The following is a 24,291-nucleotide window of genomic DNA, read 5'->3' as shown; positions in this document are numbered from 1 at the left end:
CCATCGCGAGAACAACTCAAGAACATTTGATGTGCCAAGTGCGAGTTATCCTCGCTTTTACACAAACAGAGTGCCCATGAATTTGGCCCGGCTAAAAACCTTCAGGCCGCAGCGCTATCGATCAGGCTCGCTGTTTTTGGATCGTATACCACCCCTGAAACGCTGCCATCTTTGATTCTTTCCACGACCTCGTCCACGACGAACAGCGGCACCAAAAACCATTCTCTCGGCACAACGGGATTGCCGAAGCGGTCTTTGATCTTGATTTCCAGCTTTGCCGGTTCGAACACCCGATGGATCAGGTTTTCGAGTTTCGCCCGGTTGATGTTGTAAAGCTCGTAGGTTGCGGCGATTTCTACGTCTGCCAGCAGGAAGGTGGCATCGAGTTTGGCATTGGCAATGCGCTTTTCGACGCTGCCACTGGTCACCCCGATTTTGTGCACGATGTCGCGATTCTCGGCCACAAGAGGATGGTTAGATTTGCTGCGCAAAACATAGATCGTGCCACTGGCGGTATCATCTTCATCGGTTTCCTCGGCAAAAAGTGGCCCGGCGCTCGGTTCGGTGATACGGCGGCCCGCTTCGTCCTTATAAAGGGCGCGCTGAAGTGAACGCAGAAGCAGATTGCTTTCCGTCCCGTTGGAATAGATGACGCGCAAACGGGCGTCTGTCTCGCCATTAGGAGCCTTGATCGGTTCGCCGACTTCCGCGACATAGGCTGTCTGTCCGCCCAGAATGAAAAACTGACCTACCGTGATTTCGGCTTTCAGGAAGCCCGCGTCCTTCACGAATTTTCGTGTCGTACGGACGCCGCTTTTCAGATTTGCCTGGACCTGGTCGAACAGTGGCTTGAATCTCTCGAACTCCTCGCAGCGTTCACGGTTGGCAATCTCCTCGGCGGCTCGTTTTTCTGCCGTTGAGCGAACGTGTTTCAGAGTCGTAATCTCTGGCGCTTCCACTTCGATACCAAGTTCGGCCAACAGCGCGTCATCGTCCATTTCGCCGATATCGGGCTGAGCGGCAGCAATCTCATCGCCAAGCAAGCCGTAATGATCAAGAGGTTCGACCAACGCGCGGCATTCTTCCAGCGAACGGATACGATCCAGCCGAGCGGCATAAAGCCGCTCAAAAATGTCGCAGTGTTCGCCGTGGCGTGGCGCGCGGCCATGCTCTTCGACAAAGCGCTGAATTTCCTCAAAGCCTGCGATAATCCGCTCTTCGCGCGGCGTGCGGCTGCCAGCCTTCTTGGTTTCGACCTCGACCCCTAATTCAGCAAGCAGAGCATCATCTTCGTCGGTGAAATCAACCATTCGCGGCCTCCGCTTTCATGCGCGCCAGATAAGCTACACCTTCCGCCATCTTCCGTTCCCACGCATCGGCGGCAGTGATTGATGGCAAACGCCCGCGCTCCTGCTTGAATTTGACGGCCCGGCGCGCAAGATCGCGGGCCTCTTCGGGTGTCAGCTTGACATTCTTCCCGGAAATGACGGCGGCGACCTGCTTGAGGCTCTCCTCGTCCATCGTCTTGGCAAGGATGGCGTATGCTTCGCCGAACGGATTGATGCGGTCAATCAGGTCAATGTCGAGCTCTCGCACATCCATGGCGATCTTCCGTATGCCGTCAAGCAAGGCTGTATTACCGGATTTCGGAGCTTCCCCGTCGGGATTCAGCGCGGCCTTCGCCTGCTGGGTCAGGTTCAGGGCTGCAATGGCATGCTGGCGCACGGCCTCCTGATCTTCGTCGTCCAGCTCCGGATATTTATCCTTGATGATCTTGCCAAGACGGACCTGGGTCAGTTCTTCAGGCACCAATTCTTCATCGAACAGGCCCCGTTCAATTGACCTCTTGTCCTGAACGAAAGCCGTAATGACCTCGTTCAGGTCTTCCTGGCAAATGCGCTGCGCTTCCTTGCTTTTCGGCTCGGCAAGCCCCTTGATCTCGATCTGAAATTCACCGCTCTCTTCGTTGAAACCGACATTGCATTTGTTCGGATCATAACCGCCATCGCCATAGTCGAAGCCGGGCGCCGGCTCACTTTCCGGGCGCTTAGGCGTGAAATTGAAACGGGGCGCGAGCACCTGTTCCATGAGCAAGCTCGCCGCAATCGCTTTCAGCGTATCGTTGATCGCTTCCGTCACGGCCTCCTCGGAAGCATCCGGTTCGGCAATGAGATTGGTGAACCGCGCGCGGGCTTTGCCGGGTGCATCACGTGTCGCGCGGCCAATGATCTGAACGACCTCGGTCAGGCTGGAGCGATAACCGACCGTCAGGGCGTGCTCGCACCAAATCCAGTCAAACCCCTCTTTGGCCATGCCAAGTGCAACAATAATGTCCACATAGTCGCGGTTCGTCTTCATTTCGGGCGATCGGAGACTGGCCTGGATCGTCGCCTGATGATCGGGATCGACCAGATCGGCGATTTTCAGGATGCGGCCATCGGGACGTTTCACCAGTTGAAAGCCAGTCACGGGATCAGTTCCCTGCCAAGCATCTGGCCCACCGCCCAGCTCTTCGATGATATGCTCGACTTCCCTAATCTTGTCCTTGGTGCTCTCGCGCGAATTGACAGATGGGATATGGATGATGGTTTTTTCTTCCGGGTCGAGCACTTTCAAGATGTCGTCCGAATAGGCTCCGGCGTAGAAGAAGTAGCCGATATCGAGTGACTTCAGATATTTATAGCCGTTGAGCTGTTGATAGTAGGTGTAGGTGACTGGCTCAAACTTGGTTTCGTCCTCGGGCATGAGCACCGGTTCGGCGTCGCCCCGGAAGTAAGAGCCGGTCATGGCAACAATATGCGTTTTACCGCGCCCGATGAGCTGACCCAGGTGGCTGCCGAGCTTGTTGTCGGGATTGGCGGAAACGTGGTGAAACTCATCTACCGCAATCAGCCTGTCATCGAAAACCTCGATGCCAAATTTATCGACGGCGAAGCGGAAAGTGGCGTGGGTGCAGACGAGAACCTTGTCGTCGCTATCCAGAAACGCTTTGACCGAATTGACTTTGCCACCATCCGCTCCCGGCGCATTGCAAAGGTTCCACTTCGGGGAGACATGCCAATCCCAATAGAAACCGTGCTTCGACAGCGCCTCATCGGCAAAGCTGGATCCGATGGACTTTTCCGGCACGACGACAATCGCCTGCTTGCAGCCCTGATTGTTGAGCTTGTCCAGCGCAACAAACATCAACGCCCGGCTCTTGCCCGATGCGGGAGGTGATTTGATCAGCAAATATTGCTCGCCCCGCTTCTCGTACACCGACTCCTGCATAGGCCGCATGCCAAGCTCGTTCGGCTTGGTTGAATTGCCATTTTGCGCATAGGTGACGGAAACGGAAGGGACGTGTTTTTCGCTGGTCATGGCGTTATGCTTTCATCTTTAAATTGCTTGGCTTGGAATCCTTCGAGGTCGTCATCTTCGTATAAAGCTCGAAGAGCTTTTCGAGGCGTTCGGTATCGCTGCGGAAGCGGCGACCGATATAGATGCGCTCTAAAACTTCATCATTGCGATCATGCGCAGCACGCAAGTCAGCGGGCATTTGTTCAGGATCGTACAGATCGGCGATGGTTGCGGGGAAATGCGCCTCGCGTGCTAAAAGGATATCCTCGGCACAGCGGGCCAGATCAACTTTGTTCTTCTCGGTCAACTTAGGGACGGGGTAGGCATTCCAACCCAGGGTTTTTGAATACCTGTAATCTGTCTTCATTCTCCCGCAAACGGTGGCAATCCAAACCAGATGCATTCGAGACATAACAATCGAAATCTCAAATAAATCAGCATTATAAACAACATACGCGGCGTTCGATACTACGATTCTATCGTTTATCCAGTCAGCAGGTATGTATTCTCTATTCTGAGAACTTGTCGCGGATACTAATACGGCATTTCCTTGACGATGTGATCTTTGCGCGAACTTATACGGAATTCGAGCATAGCCCACGGTCGTTTTGGCCGTAGAATTTAAGCGAAACTTCTCAACCAGCCGAACCCTCTCTGCAATTGGTGGGATATGTACAGCCTCGGGCAGCGTTTCATCATCAATCCAAATGCACCACCGTATACTTCCGTTGGTAAGTTCACTGGTGCCAGAGTACCGTTTCAAAAATTTCGTGGCGAGAGGCCAATCTTTTTCAAGGTCTGACTTTTCGTCGTTGTCTAAAAGCAGATAGCCGCCGTCTCTGGGCATGCTGCCCGACGACATAAGATGAAAATTCTCTGATATAGGCGAATTTTCTGCCTGCACAAATACAGGGCTACCTGGCACAAGGTATGGAGATATATTTTGGCATCTAAGAAAATTATCGCCTTCATAAATACCCAACGTTTTTTCCGAGGAACGACGCAACCCGACAATGATGCATGTTACAACTGCGATATTGCTTGCATTATTTCTCCAAGGGAACGGCCTGTGTGCAAAGAATATGCTTAATCCGTTGTCGAAAATTCTCTTCCAAATATGCTGAACCTGCTCGCCTTCACAAACTGAACTTGTTGAGACAAATGCCAAAGCGCCAGGTTCGCGGGCGAGAAAGTCTGCCCCCTTTAGATACCATCCAGTAACATAGTCGCAGTCCTTGTAGTCATTTCCACCTCCAAATATCTCACAAAGATCGGACTTTTGCTCGCTCGACTGCTTCCTTGCGCCCTTGAAAGGCGGATTTCCGCAGATGTAAATTTCCCCATGCTTATTTTGGAAGTCAATCTTCGGCTGGTCGACTGGCAAATGAAATAAATCAGTGGCATGATGTTTCACACCGACGTTTTCGACATCCATCAAGCCAAGCCAGTCAAGCCGCAAGGCATTGCCACAAGTGATCCAGTTCTTGGCGTCAAGCGGCAGAAAATCCGCCAATGCCTCCTTCTGACCACGATAAAGCACGTCGCACTGATATTCCGCGATGATCAATGCAAGGCGTGCTATTTCCGCGGGGAAATCTCGAAGCTCGATCCCACGAAAGTTGGTCAGAGGGATTTCCGTGCGTAGATCAGATTCACCGCGCCGCTTGTTAATCTCAGCCTCTATAGCGCGCATTTCCTTATAGGCGATAACAAGGAAATTGCCGGAGCCGCAGGCGGGATCAAAAACGCGAATACGCGCCATGCGGTTGCGGAGGTTCAGAAGCTTGCGGGCATTGTCTCCCGCCTCTTCAAGCTGTTCCCGCAGATCATCCAAAAACAGAGGATTGAGGACCTTCAGGATGTTCGGCACGCTGGTGTAATGCATGCCGAGGGCGTTGCGCTCCTCGTCATCGGCCACAGCCTGAATCATCGACCCGAAAATGTCGGGGTTGATTTTTTTCCAATCGAGCTTCCCGACATGCAGCAGGTACGAACGAGCGATCTTGGAAAACCGTGGAACCTCTGTGCTGCCGGAGAACAAACCGCCGTTCACGTAGGGGAAATCGTTAACCCAGCGTGCAATTCCAGCGCTGGCCCTATCCTCCCGTTTGGTGTTCATCGCACGAAAAATCTCGCTGATGACCTCGTGGGTGTTCGAGCTGTCCTTGTCGCTCATCTTCTCGATGATAGCGGTGAACAGATCATCCTTCAGGAAGATATCGGTATCTTCGGCAAAGAAGCTGAAGATAAGACGGGCCATGAAATGGTTCATGTCATGGCGGCGGGCGGCAGAACTCCATTCCGGATTATCTTTCAGCAGCTCGATATACAGGCGATTCAACCGACCTGTCGCCTTTATGTCGAAGGCGCTTTCGCGGATTTGTTTGACGGTAGAAATGCCAGCGAGCGGCAGAAAAACGCCAAAGTGGTCAGGGAAATCAGGGTAGCCGCAGACGACGACTTCGCCGGAGTTCAGGTCTTCCGCCTGGAATTCCTTGCCGTCCGTGGCGAGCACGAATTTCGCCTTGGCGCGCGTTGTCGCCGGGCTGGCCTTGAGCTTGCCAAGCGTCTCGGTCACGGTACCTTCAGGCGCAACCGCGATGTGAATGTTGCTCGTCTGAAGAACGCCGCCCAGATCAGACTTATTGGTTTCACCACTGCGCAGACGTCGAAGCGTGGTCTCCTTCGCACCAAACGCCTGAAGGAACGCGAACGGAAACTCGTCTGCGTCAAACGGCTGTTCGGCGAGAGCCGATATGGCTTCTTCGATCTCTACGGCGTTCATTCTTCCCCCCCTGGCGCGACATGCATTTCACCGATGGTCTCGGCTTGGCCGGCGCGCTGCATTGTTCTTGCCGCAATGTATTCCCGCATAAATTCCCGGATGACTTGCGCGGCAGGGCGATCCTGCTCGCGGCACATCGTCAGAAATTCATCGCGAAGCTCCCGCTCGACACGGATTCGCATTCCGGCATCTTTTTCCTTCATGAGTCGCAGTGTAGCCCTTGGATACACATCAAGCCAAGATGGGTGAGAGCACTAGGGAGAAGTTATCCGCATTTCAAATTATCGGGCCTGGCTACCTGGAGAAGCATCGACCAACCCGAATATTGCTCTGTGTCAATACGACGCCGCGCCACTTAGTGGGACGCACAGCAATGGTGCGATCCCGACGTGCGTCAGGCTGAGGTGGGGCGCCTGCGCCACCTTGAGCGCATAGCCGACAATGTGACGCTAGAGAATACTCTGAACTGGGGGAAACTCATCGGCGCTACGTAAGGTGTTGATCCGTCGAGGAGTCTAACGGCGTTTTCAGCCGATCCGCGCTAGCGACCTCGATACCTCAATAGACTAGAGCCGCTCGGAAGTCACAATAAGGCCAGTAGCGGTTTGTCACGCATCCGCAATGAAGGATACCCGTTCTTACCCCGAAAGACGCCGGAAATAATTTCCGGCGCCCCGTGTGCGTTAGGCGGCTTCCCAAACCTGGTTGAGGATGCGGGCCGCAAGCGCGGCCTTGTCTTGGGGCAGGAACCGCCCATAGTGCTTGGCGACCATTTCGGCTGTGTCCTGGATGGCGTAGCTCGCCTGCTCATAGGAACCAGTCTGCTTCAGGATATGGGTTGCTAGCACATCACGGACGTTATGGGGACCGTGCGGGAGCAGCCCCTTGATTGCGCCTCGTCCGGTATAGGGGTTGTAGATCCCGTAGCGCTGGATGGTGAGACGCCATGCTTCGTAGAAGCTAGTAGTATCGTAAGCCGCATCAGTGCTCGTCGTCTTGACCGTCTTGACGAAGAATGTGCCGGGATCCGCAGCCGACCGTAACAGTACCGAGCGGTGCCGGTCGACATAGGCGTCGATGTACTTGTAGAGGTCCAGGAGGTCCGGAAGCACAAGCCGAAAGGGCTTGTCACCGAAGAACGATGAATGCGCGTTCTTGAACGCTGCGGCAGGAATGAAGACCTCCCAGCCACCTTCCCGTTCACTCCACCGGATTTCGCCGCGCTTCATTTTTTCCAGTGCGCGTTCCGAACGTGGCATCGAGCCTTTCGGGTTGAGCATCAGTTGCCGGAGGTTCTTCTGGCGAAGCCCAAGATGCAGTCCTAATCTCAGCATCAGGAATGATCGGACCGCTTCGGCGGCCGGCCGAGGATAACGATGCTCATCCGGCATCAGGCGAATGATCTCCTCGGTGATCTTGCGATACTCTCCAACGGGGCTCGCCGCCTCGAGGACCGGCATGATCGGCTCGAACGGATCGCGATGAACGCGAGCGATCCTTTGGATTTCCTTGACGCGGTGCGCAGCGTGCTTGTGGAAGTCGTCGCAGGCACCGTGCCAGTCCGCATTCGCGTAGTCGATCTCGTTTTGCGAAACGAGGCCGGCAATCGGTTGAACCCGCGCCAGAAGCTCCGGATGCTGCCGAAGCCATCCGGTCCCCTCCTTGGTGATCGCCAAGGCGATCCGCAACATGTCGACTTCCCAAGCGGTGAAAAAGCCGCGGCGCGTCTCCCGCCACTGCAGATACCAATCCCAGACGCCGGGGAAAATGAGGAGGCCAAACGTCAACTGCCGGACCGGCACCCCGTAGCCCTTCACCTCTCCATCTCTGGATGCTGCAAGGGCACCGAACATCAGCCCGAGATGCTCGATCTTCTGCGAGGCGGTTTCTTCGCCCCAGACGCCGTTTCGCTGAAAACCGACAGACGTTAGTGCTGACGTCTTGAAGCGCACCAGGTCGGCCATTTCCATGGCGAGTGACGGTGGCGCTTCTATCACGCCTGACAGCAAGTCAGGATCTTCGACCCAAGTCTGCTCATAGTTCGCGGGCACAACGATTTTACCGTCCCGTGGCGCCCGCCCACCATAGGAGACGCCGGGGAAACGGATGGCGTAGCGTTGCTTGGCGGCAGCGGCCTGGTACTTCCGGTAGTCGGTCGTCCCGCTGATTATGACCCGCCGCACCCAGTCGACGATCTCCTCCCTTTTCTGGAAGGACAGCGTGTTGAAATCCTCAGGGAGATGCCAGGCGATGCGACGCCGTTCGGCAGGCTCTATGCCGGACAGCTCAAACCCTGAAGCGGATCGTGAAGGGTGTGGAAGCTTGGCTTTGAAGTAGCCAGCAGGAAGCCGGTACCGTCGCTCGATCCGTGACAAGATCTCGAAACTCTCGATACTCCGCGGCACTTTCCGGCCTTCGATCCAGCTTAAAAGCGTATTCTTGTCTGTGACGTCATCTGGACCGGTGATGGCACGATGGAGCGTCCAGTACGTTTCGCCATGGCGCCGGAGCTGGAGCTGTAACGCCTCGGAAAAGTCCGTCGGATCTTCGCTGACGTCGAACAACGGTTCTGGGAATTCGAGACCTGTGCGTGGACTTGCTGCTGTAGCGCCCGATGCTGGTTTGGGCTGGTTCTGGGGTGGGCGGGCTGGTCGGGGACTTGTGGGCACCGCCTTCGTCCTCAGCGTCTTTCGTGTTCGAGGGACTTCGGGGTCTGCTGCCGTGGCTAAGAGGCGCGTGTCTCGGATCCACCGACCAATGGCGTCAAAGGCTGGATCGATCTGACGCGCGTTGCCCGCAAGCAGATTGGTGTCCAGGCCGCAGGCTGCCGCGACAACGTGCCAGTCTGTCCTGCCGCTGGTTCTTGGCGCCGGTCTCCTCGTCTGAATGAGCGTGTGCAAATACCACTTCAGCCGGGGAAGTTCGTCATCCTTGAAAAGCGGCGCCAGCCGCAGTTGGCAGAAGGCGTCGATCTTGCGTTGAAAGGCTTTGGCAGAAAATTGGTTCATTTCCATTCACGTAGCTGTTGTTGATCGTTCCCGCAGATGCGGGGCACGCGAGCTATGCGAAGGGAGTTAACCTCCGGTAACCAAGGGTTTCCGTAGGCGAATGGCTTCATAAAAACGATTCAGTTGCAAACGGCGTTTCACAAAGTAACGGGGGGACGAAGTCCCCGAATGTGAACGCCGTTTGCACAAATTGGTGATCAGGCAGAGCAGATGGCCAGAAATCGTCAGTCCCGCAGGTGAACCTTGCGGCGGAAAGGTTGGTCATCGCTAGCGTAGCGATCGACGAGATCATCGAAGACTTCGTCGGCTGCCCGCTCGTCGAAGCCTTGGTCGACGAGAACCCCAACCACGGCGTCGGCCAGCTCTTCTATCCAGTCCTGCCGTCCCTGGTCGAGATAGCTGCTGATCGTCCAGAACAGCATGGCCCGCGCGACGTCGTCACGATCCGGACGCCGCTCGGCCCGATGCCGGTCCCTCAGCCGCTGCTGCCGCTCCCTCTGCTTGGCGTTGCGCTCCTCCAAGGTCTGTCGCGCCATGTCATCTTCCCCCTGTTTTCGTTGATGGCACTCCGATGGTCAGAGGACCGGCGGCACAGCGCAAGGCGTTTGTCACCGAAACGGAATCATCGTGTTGTGAATCGGAATTTTCGAGTTTGGAATCGAATCAGCGCAATTTGTTTCAGATTGCGGGCACGTCGAGACAGGTTGCCGGCAGTCCCACGGCTATGTTGACTGCGCCGGGCGCACAAGGTGCGACCATTCCGATTTCGGGTGAATCGTAAATCTGGACGATCGAAACGTTTGCCCAGAGCTTGGAAACATTGCCCTCGACTTTCGAATCGTTCGCCCGGAAGTTCGAATCGAATGAGCGCAATTTGTTTCGAGTTGCCGGCGACCTGCATCAGCTCTTTTTAAGATAGATCAACGTGCGGGAGACTTAAGCCTGCTGACCGAGGATCCAGCCTTCCCACGTTTTCACATCATCAGCTTCCGGTACCCCTTCGCCCCGTCGGCCATCGACGACGTCGATCATGCCAAGCAGGCCGACTGTCGCGTCGAACCGGTCTTCACCGTCCTTGCCGTTTCGGAAACCGTCGCTGATCAGACTTTGGAGTCCGCTCCCGTCGACGTGTGGCCTGTTCTCCAGCCACCGCATCAGATGACTTGCCACGGACCGGCGTCCTTCTTGCCGTCGCTTACTCCACACAGGGCGTCGGGGAATTCCAAGCTGGCCATAGACGTCACCGGGATAGGTCTCTGCGACAACAGTGGCGCCCGGCATCATCAGTTCACGGAGCGGACCGTCGAACGGCCATAGCGATAGCTCCTCCAAGTTCGGCAGGATAATCTCACGCCAGCCGGCCAAGGCGGCCTTGCCCACCTGATTGCCGCCGAGCGTCCAGAACAGCATGCAGGCGTCGCCGCGATCCGGCGTCGCCCGCTCGCAGCGGCGCAGAAGATCCTTGGCCGTCAGCCCCAAAGCGTCGAAGAGGTGCTGCCGCTGTGTGCCCCCAGGCCGCATTGGATAAAACGGTCGGTCGATGGAGATTTCGCCGCGATGCTCCGCGACGTCGAACCAACGCGCAAAGCGTGCGTCCCCGAATGACCGCAAAAAAGAAGGGAAGTCAGGTGTCCCTAGAGTTCTGCCGTAGGCGGCAGGAAGACCGATCGGGAAGTCGAAACCCATCAGCACTGCGGCGTCTGCTCCTATCCGCCGCCGCAGCCGATGTGTAAGGTTCTGCGTATCGCCGACGGGTTCCGGCGCCGAAAGGGCCCACGTCTCGCCCTGCCGAACCGCCACGCACATCCATCGCTTCTTGGCTTCGATACTCCAGTCGCAATGTGCGACGACAGTTACAGACATCCCGTCCTCCATCCCTCGCTCTGGATTTACGAGGCACCGGCCAGGATGTCCATGACCGCTGCCCCATCGAGCGCCTGGGCGTCGAAGAGCGCGCGCACCAGCCCGTCGAAGGCCTGCCGGTTTTCGAGGATGACATCCGTCGCCCGTGCCTGCGCGAACTCCAGCCGCCGATGCACCCGCTCTGCCAGCTTGGCGTCGCGGCTGAGGATCGCGGTCGGATCCTTGTGTCCGAGGTAGAGCAGCGGATGACGGCCACCGAAGCCGAGTGCCTGTTCCATGTCCAGAGCGACACGAGTTGCGCGCGCCAGGTCGCTCTCTTCGGCGCCGCCGGAGCCCGCCGATACGGCCTTGAGCGCGACGAGTTCAGCCGCGCGGCCAGCCATCAGCATTGCCAGCAGCCGCTCATACCAAGCTTCGGTATCGGGTGCGTTGGTCGCAAAGGTCACTGCATTGTGGCCGCCGTCCTTGGCGTCGATCGTCAGCCCCTTGATCGACCCGAGACGTAGAGCGTGATGCACGACCGCATGGCCGGACTCGTGGATCGCGAAACGCCATCGGACATCATACGGGACCGGCGGGCGGTGACCGCGGATGCCAGCTTCGACATCGGCATAAGTGAGGCGGCGCTTTTCTCGGCGAGCTTTCAATCGAGCTTCGCGGACGATCCGTTCAATGTCGGCGCCAGTCAGGTCCATTGCTCGTGTTGCCAGACGTCGCAACGCCTGAAGCACTGGGGTGTCCTGCTCGGCCGTCTCTGGCCTGTCGATGCCGCGCTCGCCTTCATCCTCCAGGATGACCTCGATCTCGTCCATCGAGCCGCTAATTTTGGTGTTTCCCGTCATGGCTGACCTCCGATCTGGGTGTCCGACATGGCGACGGCATCGAGGTCGTTGCCCAGATGATGGGCGAGAATGCCTGCGAGGGTCGGAATATCGGGGCGCGGGATCTCGATTTGCGTTTCCAGCCGCCCGGAGCGGCGGATCGCCTCATCGATTTCGGTCGGCCGGTTCGTGGCGCCAACGACGATGACGCCGTCGGTTTTCAGCGCGCCGTCGAGAAGCTCCAACAGCTTGTTGACGCAGGCGTTCCAGTAGTCGGCGTAGGGTCGCGACGCCGAGGCACGCTGACCGATGCCGTCGATCTCGTCGATGAACAGGATGGACGGCGCCTGACGTCGGGCTTCCGCGAACGTGTTTGCCATGCGGTCCAGCACATCATGTAGATACTCGCCCTGTAGCCAGGTCGAGACAGAGGTGACGACCAGTGGAACCTGCAGCGTGTTGCAAAGCGCCCGTGCAAAAGTTGTCTTGCCTGTACCCGGAGGTCCTGAAAGGAGGAGCTTGGTGCTCATGTCCGACCACGGCAGCTCACCCCCAAGATAATCCGCAAGATCGGCTTTCAGGCCGAGCGCCCAGTCTTTCGCGGCACCATAGCCCGTCAGGGTCTCGACCCGCAGGACAGGTGGCGCGACCGGCGCAGATGAATCGTCATCGGGTTCCGGCTGGATTACTTCGGCGCCCGTCGGCTTCTGTCGGGACCTATCCTTGCGCTTGTCCTTTGACGACGATGCGCGACCGTCCGCCCCGCCGCCATCCCCGGAGTTCTCTCCTCTGCGCTCACTTGGGCTGTGCGTCACGAGACGTCGCGAGGAGGCCCCCTTTTTGTCAGCGTTCCCGTCTTCCTTGTCCTCGCGGTTCAGCGCTGCTAGTCCGCCGAGTGCATCTAGGCTCGACAGGATCGGACGGCCGGGCCTGATTGCGATTGCGAGATCGTCAAGCGTGAGCACGCCGGCATCGAGTTTCGCGATACTGCTGTCATGGCGGATGACCGCTTCGCTGCCGTAGACAGCCTCCAGCAGGTCGGCGATCAACAGGCGGTCGATCCCGGCGCCCGTCAGTCTGATGTCGCAGGTCAGATCGACCTGGTCAGGAACACCATTGTGTGCCTCCGACACGGCAAGCACGGGCGTGCCGTCCGCCAAGGCCCGCAGCAATTGCCCGCGCAGTGCTGCCCGGCTCGGGCGGTTCGTCTCTAAAGCCGGGACCTGCAGGAACACCCGTTTGGTCTCGCTGCCTACCCAACGCCAGAGATCGTCGTTGAAGGCAAAGTCCGCCGCCACGCCGTTGTAAGGCCCGAACGGTACGATGTCGGTGTTTTCGATGAGCTGCGGCAAGGCGCGTTCAAAGCCGTCGGCGAGGACTGCCACCGAGAAGACGGGTGCCGGCTGGCGCAGGACTGCGCCGAGATCGCGCAGCGAGACGCCTGACTGTTTCATGGCCGCAGCAAGCAGCAGCAGAGTGGCCATGGATTTGATGCTCGGCTTGTAACCAGCGTCGGCAACGACACAGACCGCGTAGGCAAGCGTAGCCTGGGGCGTGCCATCTTCACCCGTAAAACGCGGCGCGAGATGCGCCGGCCACACCGGCACGGCCTGGTCGAGAACTGGGCGGCCATGTCCGTCCTGCGGTGCATCGATCAGAAAGCCTGCGAGATGATCCCGCACCCACTGACGGTCCTGTTCAAACTCGCCAGTGAGATGGGAGGCATCGAAGGCTGGGCTAAAGTGGCCGACAACATGACTATCGACGATGCTGGTGCTCATCGTCAGCAGGCCGTTGCGAACCGCGAGACGCCGGACGGCACAGCGCTCGACATGGGCCAAGCGCCGGAGCAGGAAGGAAGACAGGCGATCCATCAACGATCCTCCTTCATGGCTGGGTGAACGGAAACAATTTCCGTCGGCCAGCCCTGACCAGCGTCCGTCCGATGATTGGCGCCGGCCCTCCTGTCGAGGCAATCGAGAACCAGGCGGCAGGTTGGCTCGCCGGAATTTGCCAAGTGGCGCAGCCGGTCGAGCACAACTGATGGAATGACGCGTGGGTCCCCCGGCCCCTGTCGGGCAAACGCAAGCGCGAGGCCGACAATCAGAGCTGGATCGTCCTGCGGACGTGGAACCACATTTTGCTGACTGGGCTTTGAAGCTCTGGCGTTGGTTCGTTTGAGTCGGGGTGACGTCGGTGACGCCTGGGTGGGCATGATGTCTGCGGACATGCAGGATCTCCTCGCCGGTCCGGCTTCAGCGGACGGCGTCTTCTCACGGCTAATGGGGACGGCAAGAGGCCGCCGCGGCGTCACGCGCCGCAGCCATAGCCTCATCCGAGCGAAGGCTCTGTAGCGTCAGGCGTCGAGCAGACGCCGTGCAAAGCCGATGCGGACATGCTCGGGCGGCCATGAGACGGTGTCATCCGAAAGCGCCTCCGGATCATCGCGGCCATCGTCATCATCATCGAAGCTCGGATCTTCACAGGAGCTGCAACGGCATCCGGATCCGTGATGGCCGGTTTTGTCCGTCGCATCCTCGCAGACCATGGCACGGGGGATTGCCTGCAGCATCCCAAAGCGGCGCGTATAGAGCGACGTCGTGGAGGCATCAGCGGCGAGCACTGGGGCCGACATCACGATTGGCGTCTCCGGGAGACCGAGCGCTCGACGCGCCTCGACCTCGAGAAGCTGTTGGACACGACGTCCGAAGCGCAGCCGTAGTTCCGCCATGCAGGCAGCAGCACCGTCGATCTCGAGAAGGTCGTCGATTTCCGAAAGCGCCCAAACGCCCGCCGTATGATCGCTGGGACGGCTTGCGCCATCGACGATCGCAACGCCCACCGTCTCGACCATCGTCCGCTTCTGGGTCTTGTAGAGCCAGTCCGGCACGATCATTGCCGATGCCAGCATCTTGAGCTTCAGCTCCTCAAGCCGGCTGGTGTCGCCGTAGGACGCGAGCGAGCGCTTCAGGTCCAACACGAAGGCGGCCCGCTTAGCGCGGTTCACGATGATCAGGTCCGGCGTGTAGCTCCCCTTGGCCGGTGCCTCGCAATCAAGCCGCACACCCTCGAGCTGGCGCCAGTCATTGCCGGCCACCGCCTCGATCGCGGCCTTGACCAACGGCAGTTTGATCGACTGCATCAGTACGATCAGATCCGGATTGACCTTGGCCAACCGTTCGACGGCCTGCTCGAGAAGCTTGCCTTCGCGGAACGAGACCGCGCGGACCAGCGAGGCCACGTTGACATAGTGCCCGAGGATCTCGTCCTCCACGGGCTCGCCGTCGGCGATCGCGGCAATCGCCTTCTCGATCAGCACGTCGAAGTCTGCCTCGACTTGCGTGTAGCGCACCAGATGCGGGTGGCGGCGCAGCGCCGGCGGTTCAGCCTGAACAGCGGCACGCTCACCGAAGCGGCGGCGCGACGTTGGGCCGGCGAGCGAAGAGATGGTGGAGGATGCCGAAGTCGCGGCGCGGAGAACTTCCCCGGCGGGGGATGAAGCGTGTAGGTTGGTCAAAGCCCGATTCCTTTCATGAGAAGGCTTGAGGGTCAGGCCCTTGGTAGCGTTGGCGCGCTGCCTCGGGCCGCTTGCTCCATCTCGTGGAGCCACCCAGTCCTGACAGGACCCTGACCGGATCTCAAGGACCCTGGCAGCAAAGAATGAGAACAGAGCCCGAACAAGGTTAACAGCGGGCTCACCGGCCGAACGCGCGACGCCGGAATCGGAAAAGGGGCTCGAAAGCCCCTTCTCATCTCGTACCGATCAGTTCGTTATCAGTTCCAGCTTGTGCCGGCCCGGTCCCCTGCGTTGTCCGCGGGTCGCGGAAAGCAGGGCAGCAACCGGGTCGCTAACGTCTGCTTCCGTTTCGGCCTGAACATCCGAAGCTTCGGCTTCGACCATCTCGGCTTCCTCATCGAGGTCGACGTCTTGATCGTCTTCGATCTCAGCCTGGCCCAACGATGACGCTGCGACCGTGGCCTGCGGCGAAGACGTGTCTTCTGGCAACGGCCACGCCGGCGACTTTTCCTTCGACGTCGCCCAGGTGAGGATCGGGATCACGACTGTCTCCAGCCATTCCTCCAGGCTATCGACCCGCGCCCAGTTCGAGCTGTCTCGAAGTCGCCACAACAGCGCCTCGACCTTTTTCCAGCGAGACGCCGACGGCAGGCCGATCTTCATTGTCGATTTGCCGTCCCCCTGCGGACCAACACCGGTTCCCAGACTGCTCAGCAGCTCGTAGGCATGGTAAGCATGAACCTCGGCCTTCGGGGCGATGCTGCTCTTCTTGATCCTCTTGCCGGTCCTCTCCGCTTCAGCCACAGCAACGGAGAGAATCTTCAGAAGGCCTGAGAGATTGCGCAGGAAAGCTGTTCGGCTCTCTTTAGTCCGCTCCTCCACCATAGCCTTCAGGCCATGGGCACCGCCGAGATCAACGGCGTCAACTTCGGTCTCGCCCTCGCCTGGCAGGTCGTCGCCCGCCAGGATTGCCTTCACGTCAGCAACCTGGATCCGACCCTGATCTTCAGCGAACGCGAACGCCGCCGTGATCTTTTCCGCCGGCGCCGAGACCAACTGGATCAAGACCGTCGGCCCGATTGCCAGCTCCACCGCCCGCTCCCGGTAGCCACCGAGATTGCGGTGGACGCCGCGCCAGTTGCGCGCCGTACGCGCAGTGATGTTGCACCGCGCTTCGACCCACTTCCCGAACGTCCCGTCCGGGATATGAGCGCTCGCCTCCTCGAGCAAGGCGCCCAGCTCGAAAATGTGATCCGTCTCCTTGCGCCCGAGATCGGTCAGCGACTTCGCCTTCGCCTCGAGTTCCGCAGAGATCTCCGGGGAGATCGCGAACGCGGCGTAGTCGAAGCCCACGCGCGCTGACGACGCCAGCGCGTTTTTCCTATTCTTCATGTCAAACATCCCTGTTTTCACAGTACTTTCCACAGCCGCACCATGCGACTGATAATAATATTATAGCGGATATTGACGAATAGCTCAATAATTACAATAGGTTGTGTCGTTTTCGATATGATAAAACTTTTGTTATTACTTGGATTTTTACATTCATTACTTTGAGGATTGGCCGCATCACAGCAGCAAAATGACGGAAAATAAATTTTATACTACCGCAACAACTTCTGGTAGCATTCGCGGTTCAACCTTGTTACGCCGAGGCCTGGCGCCATCACCGACCCAGCGTGCCCTGTAAGCACGCAGACGATGCCCTGGCGTGTAGCGCCCCTCCTCACGACGCGCGCCGGCTGGCACATCGTCATGCTTAACGGCTTATGAAGGCTGGCGGCTCAAAAGCGGCGCTCTCACGCAAAACATGTTTAAAAACAAATGGAGTCTCAGAATAGCACATTCGCGATGTAAACATTTATTGCCAAAAAAACATTTGATTACAGACACTTGCAATGATCGCAGCGGTAGGCTATATGTCTCTCGCTCGATACACGGCCCATGCGCCATAAAGGAAAGGAGACGCACATGACGACCGCATTCAGCACCATCATGACGACGATCTTCTCTTCCGGCGCGCCCTTTAGTGCTCGCATCTCGCTGAGCGCATTTTTTGGCCGTACCTCCTCCTGCGTGGCTGCCTCCGCCGCCCATCGTCGTCGAAGACGATGGCAATCGGCAACCACAGGAGGTCCTCATGTCGATCAAGAACCAAGCAACTCGTACCTCTGCGTCTCCGCGTAGGGCTAAGGCAATACCCCGCGGTCTCAGGAAGCACGCTTCCTGGTGGCGCTCAGAGGTGCCGAAGCTGATCGAACAGATCAATGCAGCGCTAGCGGATGCCGACGTGCCCAAGGGTCCGCGCGCAGTTCTCATTGAACCGCGCTTCGTCAGCTTTCCGCTCCAGTCGGACCTGACCCGCGGGATCACGCGATCGAAGCTGGGGGAAGTCTGCTACGGGCTCCCGCTTCCTCCAAGCGTCACACTCGCTGACATCAGCACTGCTCTGCAGAGCGAGGCGCTACCTCACCTAGTCGCAGCGCAGCTCTGGCTGCAGGAAGTCGATGCAATCTCGCTTCGCGACCCTGGCTGCATGCAGAATGCCGCAGTCATCACGTTGATCGAACACCTCAAGGCCGCTGCGGCAGACTTCTCGGCTGCAGTCGAGCGGATCAGCGCGAGCAACGCCTGACGACGCGTCAACGCCGCGGCAATTATTTCCATCGAGCAATTGCCGCTGACGCCGGGGCTCTCAACGGAGTTGCGGGCTGCTACAAGTCCGCCTCCCCACTTCTCAATCTTTTACGGAACGGAATGGAAGCATGACGAAGAAGGTGGTTTCTTACGCTCGCGCTGCGAGAAAGACAGGTGAGGGATCGGTCGTCGAGCAGATCGAGCGCGGCAAGGCATTCGCAGCCGCGCGTGGCTGGGCGCTGGTGGGATGTTTCACTGACGCCGAGAACAATGATGCGCTTTTCAAAGCCAGGCCGGGCATCAGGTCGCTCTGCGCGTATATGGATCGCGAGCCAGTCGATATCGTGTTGTGCGACGCGCCCTCGAACGTGTCGGACAACGGTACCCACGTCGCACGGTTTCTCAACGAACTTGGTGGCAGGGAGATCGAACTGTGGTCGGCGGCAATGACCGAACGTGTGACACCGCATAATCTGCCCCACATCGATAATGGTACCGATCAGGCCCAGGCGACCAGAGTCCACTTCCCGGAGAACGATTACGGAATCCGGCCGGCTGGCTATGGATACAAGCTGTCGTCCGCCAACGACGCCGCAGGGCGGCGGATCGTCGGATATCGAGTGGTGCATCCTGAGCAGGCTGAAGTGATCCGTCGCATTTTCCGGCAGTGTGCCGCTGGCCGTTCTGCGCGCGACATCGCCTCGACGTTGAATGCCGAAGGCATCGAGGGGCCAGACGGCAGGCCATGGTGCGAGGAGGCGATCGCTGGGAACCGGGCTCGCGGAACCGGTATCCTCAATAACACCCTCTATGTCGGCATGCGACAGAATGCTGACGGAGAATTCGACGGCTATGTCCCCGCGCTACGCATCGTCAGCGATGAGCTCTGGCACCGCGTTCGACAGCAACAGGCCAATGTCAGGCGACGGTATTCCCGGTCCTGGTGACCACCGCGCGCGATTGAATCGCCAAGAATTTAAGAGAGGGCGCCAACAGCGGCCTCTCCCAAACGCATCTATCCGTATGGAGTTTGAGAATGAAGAACGTCTTGTTTTACGCCCGCTATTCGACGGACCGCCAGCACGAGGTATCGATCGAAACGCAGATCGAACTTTGTGAAGCTTTCGCCAAACAGAAGGGTTGGAACGTCGTCGCGACCTACTCGGACTCGGCCGTCAGCGGCATGAGTTTCCTGTCACGGCCCGGTATTCAGCGGCTCTTGGCGCATGTGAAGCGCGAACACATCGACGTCGTGCTTTGCGTCACCGTCGATCGCCTGTCGCGCGACGTCGAGCATAGCGCCAAGATCCTCAAAGACCTGAATTACCACAATACCGAGATCTGGACCGTTCATGCCAGCCAGGCCATCACAAAACTGGAACTGCATTTTCGGGCGACATTGAGCGACGAGCTTGTCGACCAGATCCGCTTCCGGACGCGTGAAGGCATGAAGACCGCAGTCCGGAGAGGCAAGGCATCGACTTGCCTGGCCTACGGATACAAGCTGTCACAGCAGCGTGACGCCAATGGCGACCGCATCAAGGGGCTGCGGGATATTGATCCGGTCAAGGCGGAGATCGTGAAGCGGATCTACACGATGTATGCTGACGGTATCTCTCCACGCGATATCGCCGATATCCTCAACAAGGAAGGCATCATCGGACCACGGGGGAGAGCCTGGCGCGACACCGCCATCCGCGGTTCCAAAACGGTTGGAACCGGCATCCTCAACAATCCGAGCTACATCGGCCGCATCGTCTGGAACAAGCGCCAGTATCGTAAAAATCCCGACACGGAACGGCGGACGGCGCGAATGAATGACGCCGATCAATGGGTCTGGACAGAGGTCCCGACAATGCGCATCGTCTCGGACGAACTCTGGGAGCGCGTCCGCGCACGAGACGCCGTGATTGGCGACCTCTATCAGAACGCCACAACCAACCGGCTCAACGCGACACACCGGCCGGAATATCTTCTGAGCGGCATGCTCGAATGCGAGGAATGCGGTGGCCCCTACGCGATCTCTGGCAAGGATCGCTATAGCTGCACCAACCGCAAGAAGCGTCTTCCGATCGATGACCTCGGCGGCGCCTGCTGCGGCAACAGCAAGACAATCACTCGCCAAGAACTTGAAGAGCGCGTTCTCAACTGCCTTCCGGTCGCATTCTACTCCCTCGACATCTTCGACCGCATTTCCGAGAAGATGGTGGCTCACGAGACGAGCAGGTTGAAGAGCTCCCCCTCCCGCAGGGAGGAATTGGCGGTCGAGCTCGCGACCGTCAAGTCGAAGCAGGCAGGCCTCTTGCAGCAGATCCAGGACCGGCAAGCGGAGGGCCGGCCGCGCCTCGCCATCCTCGACGACCAGCTCGATGAGCTGGAAGTCACGCGCGAGAAGCTGGTCAACGAACTCGCCGGTGCAGCCGAAGAGCCGGTAGAGGATTTTCAGGAAAAGATTGCGAAGCTTAAAGCGCAGTTCAATTCGGCGAATACTGAGATTGCCATCCGCAGGCTGATCTTCCTCGCGCGCAACAATGCCGACGAGCAAGCCAAGCGCCGCCTGATGCCGATCGTGCGTGATCTTATCCAGACAGTCGTGATCGGCAAGACGCCCGGTCACCAGCCGGCAGCCCTGCAGGTCCATGGCGACATTGCCAACATCATGGCGTCCATGAATGTGATCGACATCATGCAACAGCAGTTTGTCGCTTCCGCCCAGAACGATATGATGGCCCGCGTTGCATCGGGCGAGATCGACACGGAGGCAAAAAAGGAAAAGCTCCTCGAGGCTTACGCCGAGGAGCTTTTGCAGAAGTCTCCCCAGTGGGAGAATTTGCAAGTTTCAGTGGTTGCGGGGGCAGGATTTGAACCTGCGGTCGTCAGGTTATGAGCAAAGAGATCCGCTCTAATGGAACACCCTGATCGAGAAGCCGTTTCTCCAAGCTGGTAAAGTCGCCAGCGAGAGAATGGCAGGTTCCTGTGAGCGTCGTTGAGTCCAGAGATGAAGATGCCTCCACGCTCCCTGATCCGGCCGATCACGCCCAAGTCTGCAACCCTCCGCCGGGTGTCGTAGCGACTAGGCTGGCTGCAGCTTTACAAAGCTTCGAGCTCCCCCTGTGCTATGTGGCACTAAGCGAAGGCGCGGCTGCCAGAATTGCTGAGGCACTCAGTGCGCTGGTTCCTGAGATCGAGGTGATCGTTTTTCCGCCTTGGGACTGCCTGCCCTATGACCGGGTGCCACCATCGGCACATTGTATGGGCCTGCGAATGGATGCTCTACGCATTTGGAGCACGCGGAGCGGCGGGCCGCGGCTGTTTTTGACCTCGTTGGACGCAACACTCCAACGTATTCCGCCAGCGACCGTCATCTCGAAAAGCCATATCGAGCTTGTAGTGGGAAAGCCGTTCGATCGTGATGCGTTTTCCGACTTCGTCCAGCGGGCCAACTATCAGGAAGAAGGTGTCGCGGACGATCCAGGCGAGCTGGCGGTTAGAGAAGGCGTCATCGACATCTACCCTGCCGGCGCGCCCGGTCCGATGCGCATCGTTCTGTCGGAGGATGAGAAGGTCGAGGAACTCAGAGGTTTTGACCGCATAACGCAGCGGACAGAAAGCTATCTCGACCAAGTGACGTTCGGTCCGGCATCCGAAGCCATTTATTATGATCGTTTTACAGAAGACAATGCTCCGGCTCTGGAGACGATGGAACAACTGCTGCTGCGCCTTTATCAAGACATGCCGACCGTGTTTGACGTACTCGGCGATGCCACTTTCCTTTTGGCTCCCGGCGCAACCGAACGTGTGCAACGCCACCTCGAGATTATCGAAGATGCTCGCCAGTCCCGCGAGGCGTTCGACGATATGGAGCACCCCTCCTCCCGTTCTCTCTATCTGGATAGGGATGAGTGGAAACGGCTCTCCACCAACGTTTTCACAAACGGATTTGATCTCGGAAAGGGACATAAGGTTCCAAAAGAAATATCACGCGCAGACCAGCGCAAAGCCTTGGTCGAATTCGCGCAAGGTCATCTGCACAACGGGCTGAAGGTTTTGATTGCTGGGCAGGGCAAAACGACCGAAGCGATCGGTCGGCGTTTGGCAAAATCAGCCGGGAAAGCGCCAAGGTCCGTCGACACATGGGAGGCGGTCTTGGAGGCACAGCCCGGCACCCTCTTAAGCTTGGCCTGCGACTTAGAGCAAGGTTTTGTCGACGTCGGGCAGAATGTCGTCGTCATTGCCGCAACCGATAGAGCGGGTGGGATAGCGAATTCGAGTGCCGTTCTGGCGGCAGCAGAGCTTCGAATAGGCGACGTTGTCGTTCACGAAGACCATGGCATCGGCGTCCTGAAAAATTTGGAAAACATCACCGTGGACGACGTCTCTCGGGACGCGGCTCGCTTGGAATATCGCGATGGCGGCTCTCTACTCGTGCCGATGGAGGAGTTTGGAAAATTATGGCGTTACGGCGCCGAGCCCGAAGCAATCACACTCGATCGCCTCCGCACGGACGTCTGGCAGAGGAGACGCGACGAAATCCAGGCAGACATTCAGTCTACCGCGCGTCATTTTATGACGGTTGCGAAACAGAGGCAGGCTGCGCAAGCAGAAAGATTTGTGCCACCGCGTCTCGAATTTTCTGCCTTCGCCCGCCGTTTTCCATATTCCGAAACTCCTGATCAGGCCGAAGCCATCCAGGCTGTCCTCTCCGATCTCGCCTCCGGACAAGCCATGAACCGTCTCGTTTGCGGAGATGTCGGCTTCGGCAAGACCGAAGTCGCGTTGCGCGCAGCAGCAGCGGTCGCGCTTTGCGGTGGACAGGTGGCTCTCATTGCACCAACCACAGTGCTCGCTCGACAACACTTTGCCACCTTCAAACATCGGTTCGCGGGGACCGGCATCGCAGTCGGCATGCTGTCTCGACTGCTCAAGCCAAGTGAGGCGAAAAAGACCAGGGCTGCACTTGCCGAGGGCGAGATCCGCATCATCATCGCGACCCAGGCGATCCTTTCGAAAGAGGTTCGTTTCGCACGTCTTTCCCTGGTGATCGTGGACGAGGAGCACCGGTTTGGCCTGAAAGAAAAGCGGGCGATGAACAGCCTCGCACCATCTCTTCACACTCTGTCCATGTCGGCCACGCCGATCCCGCGGACATTGCAATTGGCGATGGTGGGCGTTCAAGAGGTCAGCCTGCTGACCACGCCACCATCTAGGCGCAGGCCCGTCCGCACGTCAATTGCGCCGTTCGACCCGGCGTCCTTGCGGACAGGCCTGATGAGGGAATACCGGCGCCGCGGCCAGAGCTTTGTCGTAGTGCCGCGTATCGAGGACATAGAACAGGTCGAAATACTGTTGCAGAAGATCGTTCCGGGACTTTCGGTCAAGGTCGCGCACGGCAAGATGCCGGCAGCGGCTATGGATGAAGCAATAGTCGGTTTTGCGCAAGGCGATGGCGACGTCCTTCTCGCCACGAACATCATTGAAAATGGCCTCGATGTCCCGCGCGCCAACACGATGTTTATCTGGCAAGCCGATCGGTTCGGCCTCGCTCAGCTCCATCAGTTGCGCGGACGTGTCGGGCGCGGAGCGGTCCAGGGCATCGTTACTCTTTTCACCCAACAGGACGCTGAGCTGGCTGAGGAAACGCGCTTACGGCTTTCAACCTTGGTCGAAAACGACCGACTGGGCGCTGGGGTCGCAATCAGCCTCCGCGATCTCGATCTTCGCGGCGGCGGCGATATCGCTGGCGAAGATCAGGCGGGCCATATGAAAGCGATCGGTATCGAGCTCTATCAAAAGCTGCTTGCAGACGCCGTCGCAAGATTTCGCTGGCAGCCGTCAGGCGTGCAACAGCGCGCGATCGTCAACCTAGGAAACGTCGGGACAATCCCGTCGGACTATGTGTCGGATCCAGCAGTCAGACTTAACCTCTACGCCAAACTGCTGCGGGCATCCGCGGTCAGTGAATTGAACGATCTCGCAGACGAATTCGAAGATAGGTTTGGCCAACCGCCGCACGACGTACTGCTTCTCTTGAGGACGGCAAGACTGCAGCTTATCGCGGGACGGTTGGGTGTTGCCAAGCTTGAGGCCGGGCCAAAAGCGCTTGCAATGACCTTGACAGAGAAGACGTCGGCGAAGCTTGTGGCAGCGTCGACGAAAGCCGGGGCGGTTCGGCGACAGGAGCGGCTGATATTCGACGCCTCAAGCCTGGCCGGCGAGGACCCCTCCCATTTCTTCGACCGGGTTCTATCGGCAGTAACAGGATAGGGGTTGCAAGAAACATCGAAACAGAAAGACTCAGAAGAGCGGACCGCTCTTGACGGG

Annotated in this window: 17 protein-coding genes; 5 read left to right on the top strand and 12 right to left on the bottom strand. The window is 58.4% G+C overall.

Features of this window, described 5'->3' with window-relative positions:
* Nucleotides 1-101: 101 nt before the first annotated feature.
* The 12 genes from AC1DJO_RS20420 to AC1DJO_RS20365 form a co-directional block, all read right to left on the bottom strand.
* Nucleotides 102-1,310 (bottom strand): GIY-YIG nuclease family protein, encoded by a 1,209-nt coding sequence (locus AC1DJO_RS20420; protein ID WP_477972686.1) that lies wholly within the window; start codon nt 1,308-1,310, stop codon nt 102-104.
* Nucleotides 1,303-3,360: a DEAD/DEAH box helicase gene (locus AC1DJO_RS20415; protein WP_477972684.1), complete on the bottom strand. Its 2,058-nt coding sequence runs from the start codon at nt 3,358-3,360 to the stop codon at nt 1,303-1,305. Before AC1DJO_RS20415 ends, AC1DJO_RS20420 begins: the two co-directional genes overlap by 8 nt.
* A 4-nt stretch (nt 3,361-3,364) precedes the next feature.
* Nucleotides 3,365-6,124 (bottom strand): class I SAM-dependent DNA methyltransferase, encoded by a 2,760-nt coding sequence (locus AC1DJO_RS20410; protein WP_477972682.1) that lies wholly within the window; start codon nt 6,122-6,124, stop codon nt 3,365-3,367.
* Nucleotides 6,121-6,327, bottom strand: a complete 207-nt coding sequence (locus AC1DJO_RS20405) for a hypothetical protein (RefSeq protein ID WP_477972680.1) — start codon at nt 6,325-6,327, stop codon at nt 6,121-6,123. Before AC1DJO_RS20405 ends, AC1DJO_RS20410 begins: the two co-directional genes overlap by 4 nt.
* A 480-nt stretch (nt 6,328-6,807) precedes the next feature.
* Entirely contained in the window at nt 6,808-9,138 is a 2,331-nt protein-coding gene (locus AC1DJO_RS20400; protein WP_477972678.1) for a hypothetical protein, read from the bottom strand.
* Between the two features lie 218 nt (nt 9,139-9,356).
* Nucleotides 9,357-9,668, bottom strand: coding sequence for a hypothetical protein (locus AC1DJO_RS20395; RefSeq protein ID WP_477972676.1), 312 nt, complete (start codon nt 9,666-9,668; stop codon nt 9,357-9,359).
* Between the two features lie 400 nt (nt 9,669-10,068).
* Nucleotides 10,069-10,995: a DUF429 domain-containing protein gene (locus AC1DJO_RS20390; RefSeq protein WP_477972674.1), complete on the bottom strand. Its 927-nt coding sequence runs from the start codon at nt 10,993-10,995 to the stop codon at nt 10,069-10,071.
* 26 nt (nt 10,996-11,021) lie between these two features.
* The gene (locus AC1DJO_RS20385; protein WP_477972672.1) at nt 11,022-11,837 is read right to left on the bottom strand and encodes an ATP-dependent metallopeptidase FtsH/Yme1/Tma family protein; all 816 of its coding nucleotides are present in this window, start codon (nt 11,835-11,837) and stop codon (nt 11,022-11,024) included.
* Nucleotides 11,834-13,690, bottom strand: a complete 1,857-nt coding sequence (locus AC1DJO_RS20380; protein ID WP_477972669.1) for an ATP-binding protein — start codon at nt 13,688-13,690, stop codon at nt 11,834-11,836. The genes AC1DJO_RS20385 and AC1DJO_RS20380 overlap by 4 nt, the downstream gene beginning before the upstream one ends.
* Nucleotides 13,690-14,046: a hypothetical protein gene (locus AC1DJO_RS20375; RefSeq protein ID WP_477972667.1), complete on the bottom strand. Its 357-nt coding sequence runs from the start codon at nt 14,044-14,046 to the stop codon at nt 13,690-13,692. Before AC1DJO_RS20375 ends, AC1DJO_RS20380 begins: the two co-directional genes overlap by 1 nt.
* 126 nt (nt 14,047-14,172) lie before the next feature.
* Nucleotides 14,173-15,333, bottom strand: coding sequence for a hypothetical protein (locus AC1DJO_RS20370; RefSeq protein WP_477972665.1), 1,161 nt, complete (start codon nt 15,331-15,333; stop codon nt 14,173-14,175).
* Between the two features lie 246 nt (nt 15,334-15,579).
* The gene (locus tag AC1DJO_RS20365; protein WP_477972663.1) at nt 15,580-16,725 is read right to left on the bottom strand and encodes a hypothetical protein; all 1,146 of its coding nucleotides are present in this window, start codon (nt 16,723-16,725) and stop codon (nt 15,580-15,582) included.
* Nucleotides 16,726-17,304: 579 nt separating this feature from the next.
* On the opposite strand from AC1DJO_RS20365, the gene AC1DJO_RS20360 reads away from it, so the two are divergent.
* The 5 genes from AC1DJO_RS20360 (at nt 17,305) to AC1DJO_RS20340 (ending at nt 24,234) form a co-directional block, all read left to right on the top strand.
* Entirely contained in the window at nt 17,305-17,520 is a 216-nt protein-coding gene (locus AC1DJO_RS20360) for a hypothetical protein (RefSeq protein WP_477972661.1), read from the top strand.
* Nucleotides 17,521-17,575: 55 nt separating this feature from the next.
* Complete coding sequence (locus AC1DJO_RS20355) at nt 17,576-17,968, top strand: hypothetical protein (protein WP_477972659.1); 393 nt, start codon at nt 17,576-17,578, stop codon at nt 17,966-17,968.
* A gap of 130 nt (nt 17,969-18,098) precedes the next feature.
* Nucleotides 18,099-18,917, top strand: a complete 819-nt coding sequence (locus AC1DJO_RS20350) for a recombinase family protein (RefSeq protein WP_477972657.1) — start codon at nt 18,099-18,101, stop codon at nt 18,915-18,917.
* 89 nt (nt 18,918-19,006) lie between these two features.
* Nucleotides 19,007-20,857 (top strand): recombinase family protein, encoded by a 1,851-nt coding sequence (locus AC1DJO_RS20345; RefSeq protein WP_477972655.1) that lies wholly within the window; start codon nt 19,007-19,009, stop codon nt 20,855-20,857.
* An 89-nt stretch (nt 20,858-20,946) separates the two neighbouring features.
* Nucleotides 20,947-24,234, top strand: a complete 3,288-nt coding sequence (locus tag AC1DJO_RS20340; protein WP_477972653.1) for a DEAD/DEAH box helicase — start codon at nt 20,947-20,949, stop codon at nt 24,232-24,234.
* Nucleotides 24,235-24,291: the final 57 nt, after the last annotated feature.

The sequence above is a fragment of the Rhizobium sp. 05N430 genome (assembly GCF_056396985.1).
This window is presented reverse-complemented; position numbering and strand designations above follow the sequence as displayed.